This is a genomic window from Streptomyces sp. NBC_00425, from assembly GCF_036030735.1.
GTDB lineage: Bacteria > Actinomycetota > Actinomycetes > Streptomycetales > Streptomycetaceae > Streptomyces.
This window is the reverse complement of sequence record NZ_CP107928.1, coordinates 279,139-291,590: the sequence shown is the minus strand read 5'-3', so window position 1 is coordinate 291,590 and position 12,452 is coordinate 279,139. Positions and strand designations below refer to the sequence as shown.

At 67.7% G+C, this 12,452-nt stretch carries 10 protein-coding genes and 3 pseudogenes; 6 read left to right on the top strand and 7 right to left on the bottom strand.

The genetic code is table 11. From position 1 onward, the window contains the following. Window positions 1-177: 177 nt before the first annotated feature. Window positions 178-348: pseudogene (locus tag OHS82_RS01245) on the top strand (helix-turn-helix domain-containing protein); the annotation flags it as partial. Here OHS82_RS01245 and OHS82_RS01240 read toward each other — a convergent pair. From OHS82_RS01240 to OHS82_RS01220, 5 genes and pseudogenes are all read right to left on the bottom strand, one after another. Then, window positions 313-1,089: pseudogene (locus tag OHS82_RS01240) on the bottom strand (transposase family protein); the annotation flags it as partial. The pseudogenes OHS82_RS01245 and OHS82_RS01240 sit on opposite strands and share 36 nt — an antisense overlap. Before the next feature lie 92 nt (window positions 1,090-1,181). Beyond that, window positions 1,182-1,494, bottom strand: a pseudogene (locus OHS82_RS01235) (transposase family protein); the annotation flags it as partial. Then, window positions 1,383-2,057 carry an IS6 family transposase gene (locus OHS82_RS01230; protein WP_443061763.1) on the bottom strand — a complete coding sequence of 225 codons (675 nt, stop codon included), beginning with the start codon at window positions 2,055-2,057 and terminating at the stop codon, window positions 1,383-1,385. The pseudogene OHS82_RS01235 and the gene OHS82_RS01230, both read right to left, overlap by 112 nt. A gap of 276 nt (window positions 2,058-2,333) precedes the next feature. Then, entirely contained in the window at window positions 2,334-3,218 is an 885-nt protein-coding gene (locus OHS82_RS01225; protein WP_328433035.1) for a hypothetical protein, read from the bottom strand. 148 nt (window positions 3,219-3,366) lie between these two features. Continuing rightward, complete coding sequence (locus OHS82_RS01220) at window positions 3,367-4,110, bottom strand: 2OG-Fe(II) oxygenase (RefSeq protein ID WP_328436008.1); 744 nt, start codon at window positions 4,108-4,110, stop codon at window positions 3,367-3,369. Between the two features lie 473 nt (window positions 4,111-4,583). On the opposite strand from OHS82_RS01220, the gene OHS82_RS01215 reads away from it, so the two are divergent. Both OHS82_RS01215 and OHS82_RS01210 read left to right on the top strand, forming a co-directional pair. Then, complete coding sequence (locus OHS82_RS01215) at window positions 4,584-4,916, top strand: hypothetical protein (RefSeq protein WP_057575186.1); 333 nt, start codon at window positions 4,584-4,586, stop codon at window positions 4,914-4,916. Between the two features lie 413 nt (window positions 4,917-5,329). Beyond that, window positions 5,330-5,710 (top strand): hypothetical protein, encoded by a 381-nt coding sequence (locus OHS82_RS01210; RefSeq protein WP_328433034.1) that lies wholly within the window; start codon window positions 5,330-5,332, stop codon window positions 5,708-5,710. Between the two features lie 186 nt (window positions 5,711-5,896). On the opposite strand, the gene OHS82_RS01205 is transcribed toward OHS82_RS01210, so the two are convergent. Next, the gene (locus OHS82_RS01205; protein ID WP_057575190.1) at window positions 5,897-6,382 is read right to left on the bottom strand and encodes a WapI family immunity protein; all 486 of its coding nucleotides are present in this window, start codon (window positions 6,380-6,382) and stop codon (window positions 5,897-5,899) included. 241 nt (window positions 6,383-6,623) lie between these two features. Between OHS82_RS01205 and OHS82_RS01200 the strand changes: the two genes are divergently transcribed. Beyond that, on the top strand, window positions 6,624-7,343 hold the full coding sequence (locus OHS82_RS01200; protein WP_328433032.1) for an IS6 family transposase: 720 nt from the start codon (window positions 6,624-6,626) through the stop codon (window positions 7,341-7,343). Between the two features lie 202 nt (window positions 7,344-7,545). Here OHS82_RS01200 and OHS82_RS01195 read toward each other — a convergent pair whose 3' ends face one another. Continuing rightward, window positions 7,546-10,515, bottom strand: coding sequence for a tetratricopeptide repeat protein (locus OHS82_RS01195; protein WP_328433031.1), 2,970 nt, complete (start codon window positions 10,513-10,515; stop codon window positions 7,546-7,548). A 212-nt stretch (window positions 10,516-10,727) separates the two neighbouring features. Between OHS82_RS01195 and OHS82_RS01190 the strand changes: the two genes are divergently transcribed. Together OHS82_RS01190 and OHS82_RS01185 are read left to right on the top strand one after the other, a co-directional pair. After that, a complete protein-coding gene (locus OHS82_RS01190) occupies window positions 10,728-10,946 on the top strand; it encodes a hypothetical protein (protein WP_157876285.1) in 219 nt (72 codons plus the stop codon). A 276-nt stretch (window positions 10,947-11,222) separates the two neighbouring features. Next, window positions 11,223-11,852 carry a TetR/AcrR family transcriptional regulator gene (locus OHS82_RS01185; protein WP_328433030.1) on the top strand — a complete coding sequence of 210 codons (630 nt, stop codon included), beginning with the start codon at window positions 11,223-11,225 and terminating at the stop codon, window positions 11,850-11,852. Window positions 11,853-12,452 lie beyond the last annotated feature (600 nt).

Below are 12,452 nucleotides of genomic sequence, written 5' to 3'. Positions count from 1 at the left end.
GGTCTGCGGCCAGAGCAGGTGAAACGACACGTGCAGGGGCGCGAGCCGGTCCCCGGCCACAGCGGCTCCGGGCTCTCGGCGTCGCTCGAATCCTGACCCTCTGACGGCGGATCAAAAGTGACCCACTTGGTGATCTTCGCCTGAACCTGATCTTGATCTGTGGTAAGGAGGGAGAGGGTGATCTGCGTGGAGGACTGGGCAGAGATTCGCAGGCTGCACCGGGCTGAGCAGATGCCGATCCGGGCGATCGCGAGGCATCTGGGCATCTCGAAGAACACGGTCAAGCGGGCACTGGCCAGCGACCGGCCGCCGAAGTACGAGCGTGTGGCCAAGGGCTCGGTGGTGGACGGAGGAGCGTGCTCTGCGCATGATGCGCCAGGATTTGAGCTGGGCGAAGGCGCGTTCGCCGGGGGCTCGGAGTCGGGCGTGGTCGCGGTTGAACTGCTGGTAGTGCTCGGGTTGTTCGCTGTAGTGGTAGTACGGGGTGCGGAAGGTGGCGCCGGCGCCCTGGTAGGCGCGGTCCGCGGGCACGAGGATCTGCCGGGTCAGGCAGGCCTGGACGATGCCGTGGGCGCGGGCCGAGGTCAGGTCATGTGTGCGGCCGGGTGTCGCGCGGGAGAACCACAGTGGTGTGGCGTCAGTGCGGGCGATGACCTGCACGTTCATGCCGTGCTTCTTGCGTTTCTGCGAGTAGTGCGGCTGATCGGCGCGGACGCGGACGGTGGGGATCAGCGTGCCGTCAACGATGACGTGGTCGCCCTCACCGAGGCCGGTGAGGGCTTCATGGAGGCCTGGGGCCCAGGAGGCCAGCACCTCCAGGGCCTCGTCCACGTAGCGCCAGGCGGTGGCCTGCGATATCGCGAACCCGGCGCCGAGCTGGGCGAACGTCTCGTTCTTGCGCAGGTGGACAAGCGTGAGCAGTGCCTGGTCGAAGCAGCCGAGCTTCCGCCAGCGGGTGTTACGCGCGCGGCGGTGCTCGTACAGCAGCCAGGCAACGTGCTCAACGAGCTCATGCGGGACGTCGAGCGTGGCAGGATACGGAACCAACAGGGCCCCTTCGGTCGCCGGTGTGCTGAGTGGAATCACCACGCCAACGACGAGGGGCCCTGCCTCGTCACCACACCCACTGACCAGCCCTTTTCACCCGCCAGCACAGGATGAAAGAGGTTCACTGAGCTTCTTCAGCGTTGCCGCTCCAGGGTGAGGACAGCTGCGGAGATTGACGACATTCGGTTCGGGCTGCACCGGGCCCTGCGGAAGATCCGCCAGGACTTCAGTCGTGCGACGCCTCGCTCGACCGGTGCCCGCGCCGCGGACAGCGCGCGGCTGACGGCTCGCTGGGTGTGTGAAGTCGCGGCCCAGCGGCCGTCTGAGGGGTGTCGTCACCCACGGGCCGGCTCCCATGTAGGCGCGGTCGGCGAGGATGGGGACGCCCTGGCGCTCGCAGATCCGGGGGGTGAGATGCCGCTGAACGAGGACAGGAACCGCTGGGCTGTGCCGGTGCCGCGGAAGCCTTTCATCGCCCGTTCGCGCTGCCTGGTGGGCTGGTGGCTGTTCTCCGCGCGGTTGTTCAGGTGCTTCGACTGCCGGTGCTCGACGGAGGGCATGACCTCGCGGCGGGCGGCGCCGTAGGAGCGGAGCTTGTCAGTGACGATCACCCGCGGCACCGTGCGGGTCTTCTTCATCAGCCTGCGCAAGGAGCGCCTGGCCGCAGCGGTGTCCCGGCGGTTCTGTACCAAGATGTCCTGGACGTTGCCGTCCTGGTCGACCGCCTGCCACAGATACTTCTGTTCCCCGTTGATCTTGATGAAGACCTCGTCCAAGTGCCACTTGTCACCAGGCCGGGGCCGGCGGCGGCGCAGCGAATCGGCGTACCGCTGCCCGAACTTGGCGCACCAGCGGCGCACCGTCTCGTAGGAGAGGACGATCCCGCGCTCGAGCATCGGTTCCTCGACCTCGCGGAAGCTGAGGGGGAAGCGGTGGTACAGCCATACGCAGTGGGAGATGACCTCGACCGGGTATCGGTGCCCCTTGTACGACGGAGCCACGGCCCCCACGGAAACAGCCCCCTCCAACACGATCAACCAGAAGATCATCCCATCCGCTCAGCCAACGTGACAGCGCCCTCGATTCCCCTGCGGGCGATGTGGTGGCGGATGCCGCGCTGGCGCAACCTCGCGGGCGCACCTTCTGGTGCTGCCGTACTTCCTCGCCCGGGCCGCGTCCGGCAGTCAGGCCGGAGGCGGACCGGGCCGCGGCCGGTACTCGGCGCCTCGGTGCAGGGTGACTGCCGACGGCCCGCCACGGTGGTCATGGACGGAGCGCGGGCCCGGTCAGAACACGTCGGTGGTCCACAGGAGGTGCATATCCCATGCGATGTCCAGGGATTCCTTCGCTCCCTGATACCACGCACGTTGCGCGGTGTCGTCCGGCACGGTGTGAAGGGCCGCGAGTACATCGGCCGGCATCCATGCTCCACCCCAGTGGCCCAGCCAGGTCCCGGGCGTCTCGGCGGGTTCCGGGGTTCGCGGTATGGCGTAGCCCTCGCTCCGGAGAATCTCCAGAGCGGTATCCCGTTGATTCCTCATCAGATGCTGCGGGGAGAAGATCCCGTAGGCATCCAGACTGATTCTTTTCCCGTTCAGGTAGGTCTCCCATGCCGCCTCCGTTGTGGGCTGATCGCGCCAATCGACCACGGGGATCTCCAGGGAGGGCCGCGCCGCCCACGGGCCGCCGGTACTCGCGCGCACCTCCTGCGGTGCGGATCCCACCACGACGAATGCGAGCTCGTGGCACGGGACAGGGAGCTCGATGCTCTGTCCCGTCCCGGTGTCCCAGCTGGTCGTCATTCCCGCCGCGATCCGGACGATGTACTCGCCATCGTCAAGCCCCTCATGCGCGTCGAACAGAGCGACCTCGCGTATCTCGGCCGGCACGCCGTCCCCGTTGAAGAACCTCCGGATCGGAGGGCCTCCCGTCGCAGAAACGATCTCGAAGTCGTATTTGCCCGGGCTGCCCAGGTCGCGGCCGAGTGCGTAGGACGAAACCCGACAGGCAATACCGTCTTTCACTACGTGCATCTTCCGGGCCAGACCGCAGGTGATGAACTTGCGACCCTCAGACGTAGGAACTCTCACCTCCAAGCGCGTCTGCATCAGGTGCAGGCCGTCCTGAGACACCGTCTCCACCCAGTCGGTGTGGATCCTCCCGTTGGTCATGCTGCTCTCCCTGCCGTTCGGTGCGAGTGGATTCGATGCCCGGCCGCGGGCAGGGCCCGATGCCGCCCGGCCCGGAGATGGGCGATCACGGCGTGCCGGACGCCGGTCTCCGGGGTGAGGGACAACGCGACGGTGGCCTTTCCGCTGCTCAAGGCACATCTACGGGCTCGTAGAGCACGTCGGTTCTGAGTATTGTTTTCGTACCCTCAAGAAGCGGGGCCGAGTCGTGAAGCGTCCGATGCCAGAAGAGGAGCGCATCGCCCGGTTCGGGGCGGTGGGCACTCAATATTTCCTCAGGCTTCGCGAGCCGCGGCCAGTCAGAGAAGTCACGTTGCGCAAAGGGAAGATCGTTCTGCTTATCGGCGATGAACCGCGTTTCTCCGCCCACGGCCTCATACGACAGGTAGACGACGACCGTCAGGAGAGTGCGCCTTCCGTCGGGGGCGAAATAGGGAGAATCGTAGTGCGGGACCATGAATCCGCCGTGTTCGTACGTGATGAAGCGCATACGCGGATTGACGGCCGCCGGCCTCCAGGGCCTTCCGTCCGAATCCGTCGGATCGTCCGATCCCACTTCAAGCGATAGAAGCGTCCGCAGCCTGCGGTAGAATTCTGCCGCCAGGGATTTGGATTCGGCCGTGGCGCGGAGATGAGTGACCGGATCTCCCTCTGCATAGTTGGCGGCAACGCCGTCTCGGCCCACCGAGGCAAAGCACTGGGCGGCCAGTTCGGTCGCGAATGCCTCCACTTCGGCCGGAGTGAGGAAATGGCGAATCACCTTGGCGTTGGCCTTTGGGATCTCCGATTCGATCGGGGTCCATGAGTCATCGGCAGATATTCGGCTCAGCGCTTCTTCGGAGAGCTCAAAGGGATTTACCGGCATTTCGAACATGATCACTTCTCCGTGCTGAGGCCGTCGTCGATCCCAACGTGGCCGTGGGCCCCACAGCCCGGAACGGCCGCGGGCAGCGTATTGAGGTGGACGGCGGGACCGCGGGCCACGTACTTGTGCGCTTCGAGTCCGTGGAGGGACTCGAAGCCCCTGGAGTCAATGCCTGCAGGGAGCGGGGACCACTGGGCAGTTATCGTCATGATGACGATATTAGGTCGGGGTGAGCCCACAAAGCAAGCAGGACGTACCCAACGCGGAGAAGAGGGCCGGGAGACGGGGCGGGGACCGGGCTCAGGGGACTACCGAGGCGACGTAGTCCCACGCGGCACTGGGCTGCTCCGTACCGCAGCGGCTGACGCCATCGAGGGCGTCGACCTTGCCGGGCACCGACCAGGTGCGAGTTCCCTCCGCGGGCGCCCTTCGCTCGCTAGGGTCGTAATGCCCGCAGGGTCACGGGAGTTGAAAGAGGCGGCATGCTGGACGAGTTGGTATCGGCGGCAGCGGCGGCGGGCGGAACTGCAGTGGTCCAGGCAGCGGGGACTGACCTGTGGAACGGTTTTCGGGGCCGGGTCGCCGAGTGGTTCGGGCGTGGGCACGAGGTGCGGGAGAGCCGTGAGCTGGAGCGGCTGGACCGCAGGGCGTCCGAACTGTCGATGGCCGGCCAGGACGAGGTGGAGCGGCTCCGGGTGCGGCACGAGGCCGTCTGGCAGAGCCGGATCGAGACCCTGCTGGAGGACCTGGACGGGGTCGAGCGCGACCGGGCGGTGGCGGAGCTCAGCAAACTCATGGCCCAGGCCCGCCCATAGCCCGGCCCCGCGGACGCCGGCCCCGCCGAAGTGTCCGGCAACACGTGCAACGGCCCCGCCGCCTTCCAGATCGGCGGCGAGCAGCACGTCCACTTCACTCCCGGCTCCCTGCAACCGGGTCACCACGAAGCTTCGGCAAGCGTTCGGCCGAGCCGGGCACCGTCCCAGTCGCCACAATCTCTGCTGAAGCCCTACAGAGCCATTCCCCGCGCAGAGCGAGGGACCCCGCCTGATCCGCCGACCCTCGCAGTGTGACCCCCTACTGCCCGCCGCTGACATGGCCCAACGCGCCGACACCGTCGGCACCGGCGAGGCCTCCACCGCCTGCCTGCTGCACCGTCGCACGGCGCAGGCGCTCTTCACGACTCGGCTGCCACCGCAACGGGCTATTGCCTGCTACCTCAAGTCATCCTTTGGCGCCGCCGCAGTCGGTTGCTGCGCGGCTCTCGCGCTGGGAGGAGGCTCTCGATGCGCTGGTGCCACCCAACAATGGGACGAGCCTGCGGATCGCGACCTGGAACCTACGAGCCTTCTCTGGCCTGACCAAGGCCTGGACAACCCCTGACGGTGCCTCGCCGAAGCGGAACTTCACCGATGTGCACCTGATCGCCGCGGTGGTGCGCCGGTTCGACGTGGTCGCGGTGCAGGAGGTGCGCGGGAACCTGCGGGCCCTGCGGCACTTGGTGAAGGTGCTGGGGGAGGACTGGGCGTTCATCCTCACCGACGTCGTCGACCTGGACGGTTCCGAGATAGGGGAAGCGCTGCTGGCGGCTTCGTCTTGCGGCGAGTCGTAAGTGACACCGCTCGGCCGCCCACGTGCCCGAGCGTCGACGCGGCCGAGGCGCGTTCATCGGCGAGCGGATCCGGCACGGGATCGTAGAAGCCGGCCCCGGCCGCTGCGAGTGGGAATCGGTTGCACTGGGAGTGTCAGGTGGCTGCCGCAGAAGACCGCGAGCCGGGTGGTCACAAATGAACGATGATCAACGGGATGGGAAGGAGGCCAGAGAGAGATCCCACTGGTCAGCCGCGTGAAGCAATGCCGCTGCGTCCATCCTGACTTCCACGACGTACTGATAGATGTCAGTCCCGTCGGCCCCCTGTTGCCACGGGGGTGCCGCCTCCAAGGACAGATGAACGCGAATGACCGAGGCCCCACCCGCGCTTCGATCGGCGAGGCTGAAAGCCGCAACCGGCTCGATGAACCACGTGTCCGGCGACAACTCACCTCCGGCATCAGGTTCGGTGACAGGCACCGTCCCCGCGGCCACCGCGCGCAGCCACTCAGACACCTGGCGGGCCTCACTGGTGAGCAAACACGGATCGGCGAAAGACCAGCTTCCCTCAGGGGTCGTCACCGTGCCATCGATGACCAGCCAGTTGTCGTCGTACGAATCGCCCCGGACAGAGGCGAACTGATAACGCACCGGCCGGAGATCGACACTGCTGACGTGATCGTTCAGGAGCACCGGGACAGGATGCCACGCGCCGGCCGGCAGGACGGCTTGCGCCCTCCATCCCAGGCGCAGGCCAGTGCCGCCACGGGCTGCCCGCCGTTTCGGAGCCAAACCCGACCCCTGACAGACGATCTTCTCCATGGACTCCCGCCCGCAAGCAGCGTGAGCACCGCGAGAACGGATTCTCAGGCACTGTCACGTTGGCTGGCTGGTGGGATGGTCTTCGGGTCGATCAGGCTGGGAGGGGTGGTCCGTGGGGAGTGCGTCGCTGTCGTACAAGGGGCGCCGGTATCCGGTCGTGGTGATCTCCCACTGCGTGTGGCTGTACTTCCGCTTCCCGCTGTCGTTCCGCGAGGTCGAGGAGCTCATGCTCGAGCGCGGCGTGACCGTCTCTCATGAGACGGTGCGCCGGTGGTGCGGCAAGTTCGGGCAGCAGTACGCAGGCGCGCTGCGCCGCCGGCAGCCCCGGCCGGGTGACAAGTGGCACCTGGACGAGGTCTTCGTCAAGATCAATGGAGACCAGAAGTACCTGTGGCGGGCCGTCGATCAGGACGGCAACGTTTGGGACGTCCTGGTGCAGAACCGCCGGGACAAGGCCGCGGCCAGACGCTTCTTGCGGCGCCTGCTGGAGAAGACCCGAACGGTGCCGCGGGTGGTCGTCACCGACAACCTCCGCTCCTACGGCGCCGCCCGCCGCGAGGTCATGCCCTGCGTCGAGCACCGCGAGTCGAAGTACCTGAACAACCGGGCGGAGAACAGCCACCAGCCCACCAGGCAGCGCGAACGGGCGATGAAGGGCTTCCGCTCCGTGGGCGGGGCCCAGCGGTCCCTCTCCGCGTTCAGCGGTATCTCGCCCCACTTCCGACCCCGCCGCCACCTGATGCCCGCACACGACTACGGCGCCGAAATGACCGTCCGCTTCGCAATCTGGGAGCAGATCACCGGCGTCGCCAGCCTGCCCACCGCGCCCTGAGCACACAGCCGGAACCGGGCTCCACCACGCCACGACGTGCCATCAGACACCTATCCACCCCACAACGTGACAGCGCCGCAGACAGGCGTCTCGTGGACGCCGTACCAGAGGTCGGGACCATCCGCGCGGGTGCGGGGAGCAGAATTGTTTAAACGGGGCTATGAGTTGATGGGGGGAGGGTCTGACGGGCTGGCCGTCCGGTTCAGGGCCGCGTCGCCGGTGGGAGGTCCGAGGTGGTGGCCTCAGCCAGTTTGCGCTGGATGTGTGCGGTGGTGGGGTGCTGGGAGCCGAGGGCGGTCTCGGCCACTTTCAGCGCCTGCTTCTGGCGGGTCAGGCCCTCGGTCCGCTGTCCCAGGGCGAGGAAAGTCTGGGCGAGGTTGTTCAGCCGCACCGCGAGGTCGGGGTGTCGGTCTTTGTGAGCCGCCTCGGTGAGCTCCACGGCTCGCTGTGCAAGGGGCAGGGCCTCCTGGTGCTTGCCGAGTTGGTGCAGGGTGTAAACCAGGTTGCTCGCGTAGTTGGCGTTGACCGGGTGGTCCGGCCCGAAGGCCTTACTGGCCACCCTCAGCGCCTCCTCCTTCAAGGGCCGTGCTTCCTCATGCCGGCCGAGTGCGTCGAGGATGGTGGCCAGGTTGTTGGCGTGGATGGCGTAGTCGGGATGACGAACCCCGAGCGTTGCCTTGATGATGAGCAGGGCCTTCTTCTCGCGCTCAAGGGCTTCTTCAGGCCGACCGGTTCTGCGAAGGCTCTGGGCCAAGTTGCTCAGACGCAGGGCGGTGTCGGGATGGTTCTCGCCCAGAGTGGCGCGAGTGATGGCCAATGCTTCTTCGTCGAGCGGCAGGGCTTCGTCGTAGGCGCCCTGCCCGGTGTGGACACGTGCCAGATTGCCCAGCTGAACGGCGGTGCTGGGATGCCAGGCCCCGTATGCCCCCCTCATGATGCGCGCGGCCGCCTCGGCCCGAGGCATGGCCTCGCCGTACCGTCCGAGGTGGAGGAGGGTCTGGGCGAGGTTTCCCAGGCGCAGGGCGGTGTCCGGGTGGTCCTCGCCGAAGGCGGCCCGGGTGACGTCCAACGCCGTCTGTTCCAGTTGCAGGGCGTCGTCGTAGTCCGCCAGCGCCCCCAAGACGGCGGCGAGGTTGCCCATGAGCTGGGCAGTCTCGGGGTGGTCTTCGCCCAGGACGGTACGGGTGGCGTGCAGGGCCTGCGCGGCATGCTTCGCGGCTTTCGCGTACTGCCCCACGTGGTAAAGCGTTCCAGCGAGAGTGCTCTTGCACTGGGCCGTGTCGAGGTGATTTTCGCCCCGGGCGGCCCGGGTGATCTCTAGGGCGTCCTCGGCCAGGCGGATGGCCTCCTCGTACCGAGCAAGGCCGGCCAGGGCATGGGCAAGGTTGCCCAGGGGGCCCGCGGTGGCCGGGTGACGGGGCCCGTGTTCAGCCTCGGCGATCCTCAGCACCGCCCGGTGCAGTTGTTCGGCCTCCGCGTACCGGCCCGCCTCGTTGAGCGTCACCGCGAGGTTGCCCCGGTGCATGGCCGTGGTCGGATGGTGCTCTCCGTGGATCGTCTCGGCACAGCGCAGGGCCTGCTCCTGGAGTGCCAAAGCGGAGTCCAGACGACCGCGTGAGCTGAGGTAGACGCCCGTGCGCCCCAGCAGGTCCGCCAGCCTGGGGTGAGGCCGGCGGCGGAAGCGGCTTTGGTGTGCTGCCACGGCCGCCACATGAGGCTCCAACAGTTCCCAGCGCGTCCAGTGCGCCACGGCACCGGGGGCGCCCGATGGACTGGCCCCGTCGAGCCAGGCGATGGCGGTGTCGCACGGATGTGCCACGTCACCGCTCGCCAGGTCGGCTGGCGGATGGACCGGTGGAGGCGTGGTGGTGCGCAGGACGGACTGGAGCAGTCGGTGCACCGTGATGTCGTCGGCCGTGAGGGTGATCAGACTGTAGGCGGCCAGCAGTCCCAGCGCCCCGTCGACGCGTACGGGCGAAGGCAGGGCACCGGCCAGCACGTCGCGAGGCAGCCGAGCCGGGGCGCAGTAGGCAAGGACGCCCAGCAGTCTCTCAGCGTCCGGGTTGGCGCCCCGCAGCATGGTGAGGGTGAGTTTCCACAGGCGGGCGATGGTGCGCTGCTCCTCGTCGCCGGGGATGGGCTCGGCCAGCATGGTGGCGGGATCACCGCGCAGGTAGGACAGATAGGCGGCGGGCTTGACGCGGGTCTGAGCCAGGTAGGCGCCGGCCTGCTGGAGCGCGAGCGGCAGACCGCCCAGTTCCTCGGCCAGTTCCCTCAGCGCCTCGGTCACCTCTTCGTCCCGTAGCCCCGTAAGTTCTTGCAGCACGGTGACGGCGTGGTCCGGAAGGAGAGGGGTGAGGCTCACCGTCATGCCGCCTCCCGGCCAGGCCAGGTCGCGACGGGTGGTGACCACGATCTGCCCGGTGGTCAGGCTGCCGAGGAAGGGGCGCAGGTCGGACGGGCTCTCGGCGTTGTCGAAGACGACCAGCCATCCGGTACGGCCCTGCAGCCATGCCAACGCCCGGGCGGACGCCTCCAGGTCCGTCAGGGACTTGTCCGGTTTCAGGTCGAGGGCTTCGGCCAGCGCGGCCAGGCCTGCCCGGATGAGCTCGGGGCTTTCCGCGTCGACCCACCAGACCGGTCCCCGCCCGGCGGCCAGATGGCGCCGCGCGTGGTGCCACACCAGCGTCGTCTTGCCCACCCCGCCCATTCCCCGCACCGTCACGGCACTCAGGCCGGTGCCGGTCGAGGGAAGGTCGTTTAGGAGGTCGATCTCGTCTTCACGACCGACGAACACCCCGCTGTCCAATGCGCGCAGGTTGGTGACCGCCGCCGTCGCGCCCCCAGAAGGCAGGTGCTCGCCACCGCCCGGATGGGCGCGACGCGCGACGACCGATCGGTGTCGACTGGCCCACTGCGTCGGATTCAACAGGTGCCGATGGCGCGAGCCGACATCGATCCCCTCGTGGGCGAAGGCCTCGCGCAACACCGTGATCAGCTTCGTGAAACTGCGCTCCTGCTTGGGGAAACGACTGCCTTTGAGCCACTGTCCGACCGTGGTCGGCGTCAGACCCGCCGTCGACGCCAGCGAGCGCACCGACCGCCGCGTGAACAGACGCTCCTCGCAGAGATTTCCCAACAGACGCAGATCACGGAAGAACTCGTCCTCCACGCCGTCACGATGCCCAGTCGACATCCAGCCCCCGACCCCCGGTGTCCAACTGTCCAGAACCCCCTTCCGGACACGCTCGGCAGCCTAGGGGCCGACCAGCGCAATGTGTGTTGAAACTGTCCAACTCGCCTGATGGGGGTTCATGGACACCGCCCTGGACGGAGACCGTCGCACCACGGTCAAACGACCCACCTAGACATCCAGGGGGAAGCATGGCGACGGGAATGTGGCGCTCGATCCTGAACGGCGTCATCGAGATGCTCGGACGAGCCGGGGCGGCAGGGATGGTGATGTTCCTGCTCTTGTACGTCGGCGTGGTGCTGCCCGCGGTGTGGAGCGCCCGCCCATGTCGCCGCACCGCTGCGCGGCATGTTCTGACGGCACTGCTGAGCGCGCTGCACGCGATGCTGGGCGGATCTCGCTCGCGGTGACCGGTGGTGCGGCCGACGGTGTGACCGGACCCCCGAACACACCGTCGGCCTTCACGGCCACGGGCGCGGAAAGCCGACGTCACCCGCCCCGGTACCGCCAGTAGCGTCTTGCAGCTGTAGGGGAGGGGCCGCTTCGTATTCTCCGCCGGCAGCCCGTAGGCCCGCCGGGTGAGGGGTGACGGCGCGTTTCAACGCAAGCCGGAACCGGCTGCGGTCGGTGCCTGGAAGCCGGCCGACGGTATGAGTCTACTCAGAATTATTGTCAAGGGAGGTCCCATGGGACGCGGCCACATGCCGATCGGGCGCCGCGAGCGGGCCCAACAGGCCAAGCGCGAGCGCATCATGACCGCGGCCCGTGAACTGTTCGCCGAACACGGCGTCAACGGGGTCACGACACAGCAGATCGCCCACCGGGCCGACGTCGCGATCGGCACTCTTTACCTGTACGCGTCCACGAAGGCCGAGTTGCTGATCATGGTGCAGAACGAGAAGTTCGCCGCCGCCATCGACGTCGGCCTCGCCGCCGCGAACGCCGCCGTCGGGCAGGGCGTACTGGAGCCGGTCGTCGCTCTCCTCCGTCCCGTGGTGGCGTGCCTGAGGGAGCACACCGAGAACGGCCGCACATACCTGCACGAACTCGTCTTCGGTGACCCGGCCGAGCTCTACCGGCAAGCGGGTCTAGCCCTTGCCGGCCGCCTCGAGGACGGCATCACCGGCCTGCTCACCCGCAACGAGTACATCCATGCCGCCGACGCGGCGACGCTGGCGCGGGTGATCACCGCGATCATCCACATCACCGCCACCGCCACCGCCACCGTTTACCTGCACCGCAGCGATGAAGCCTTCCTCGCCGACATCCGCGACCAGATCCACGCCACTCTGGCACCCCACCACCGCGCGGCATGACCACTCGCTCCACGAGCCAACCATCGAACCCCCTGGAAAGGGGCACTCATGAGCGCGCACTACGACGTCATCGTCCTTGGTGCCGGCTCGAGCGGGTACGTCGCCGCGATCCGCGCCGCGTAACTCTGCAAGAACATCCAGTCCGGCAGTGCGGACAACAGCCGCAAACCCTGTCCATAACTTGGGCTCTGCCGCCCATCCAGCGGGCAAAGCAGAGGTGACCCACACCATGGCCGCCCACGTCGGTCACCACGGCCAGACCCGCGGCGCGAAGCCGCTCGGCGACCAGTGCTGATGTGCGCCGCTCCTCACCGGCAAGATCGGGATGCCGGTGGATGTCGCGGCGCATCCCGATCAGCTAATCGTCGATCTCGGCCGCAATCTTGTCGATCATCGCGTGGTCCAGCGCGGAAGACATGCGCCGGAGGCTACACGAGCCGATCTCCAACCCGGCCTCCAAGTTGAAAACGGCTCATTGCCAGGGGGCGGCACACGGCCGGGCCGGACTGCCGTGGTGGGGCGACCACGGGCCCGACCATGAGCGTCTGGCGGTACTCACCCGGGCTGCCGCCGAACGGCCCGTACATGTCCAGCTCCCTG

Coding starts and splice junctions, on each gene's coding strand:
- OHS82_RS01185 (WP_328433030.1), top strand. CDS start 11,223: ATGGGACGCGGCCACATGCCGATCGGGCGCCGCGAGCGGGCCCAACAG.
- OHS82_RS01225 (WP_328433035.1), bottom strand. CDS start 3,218: ATGACCAACGGGAGGATCCACACCGACTGGGTGGAGACGGTGTCTCAG.
- OHS82_RS01215 (WP_057575186.1), top strand. CDS start 4,584: ATGCTGGACGAGTTGGTATCGGCGGCAGCGGCGGCGGGCGGAACTGCA.
- OHS82_RS01190 (WP_157876285.1), top strand. CDS start 10,728: ATGGCGACGGGAATGTGGCGCTCGATCCTGAACGGCGTCATCGAGATG.
- OHS82_RS01220 (WP_328436008.1), bottom strand. CDS start 4,110: ATGTTCGAAATGCCGGTAAATCCCTTTGAGCTCTCCGAAGAAGCGCTG.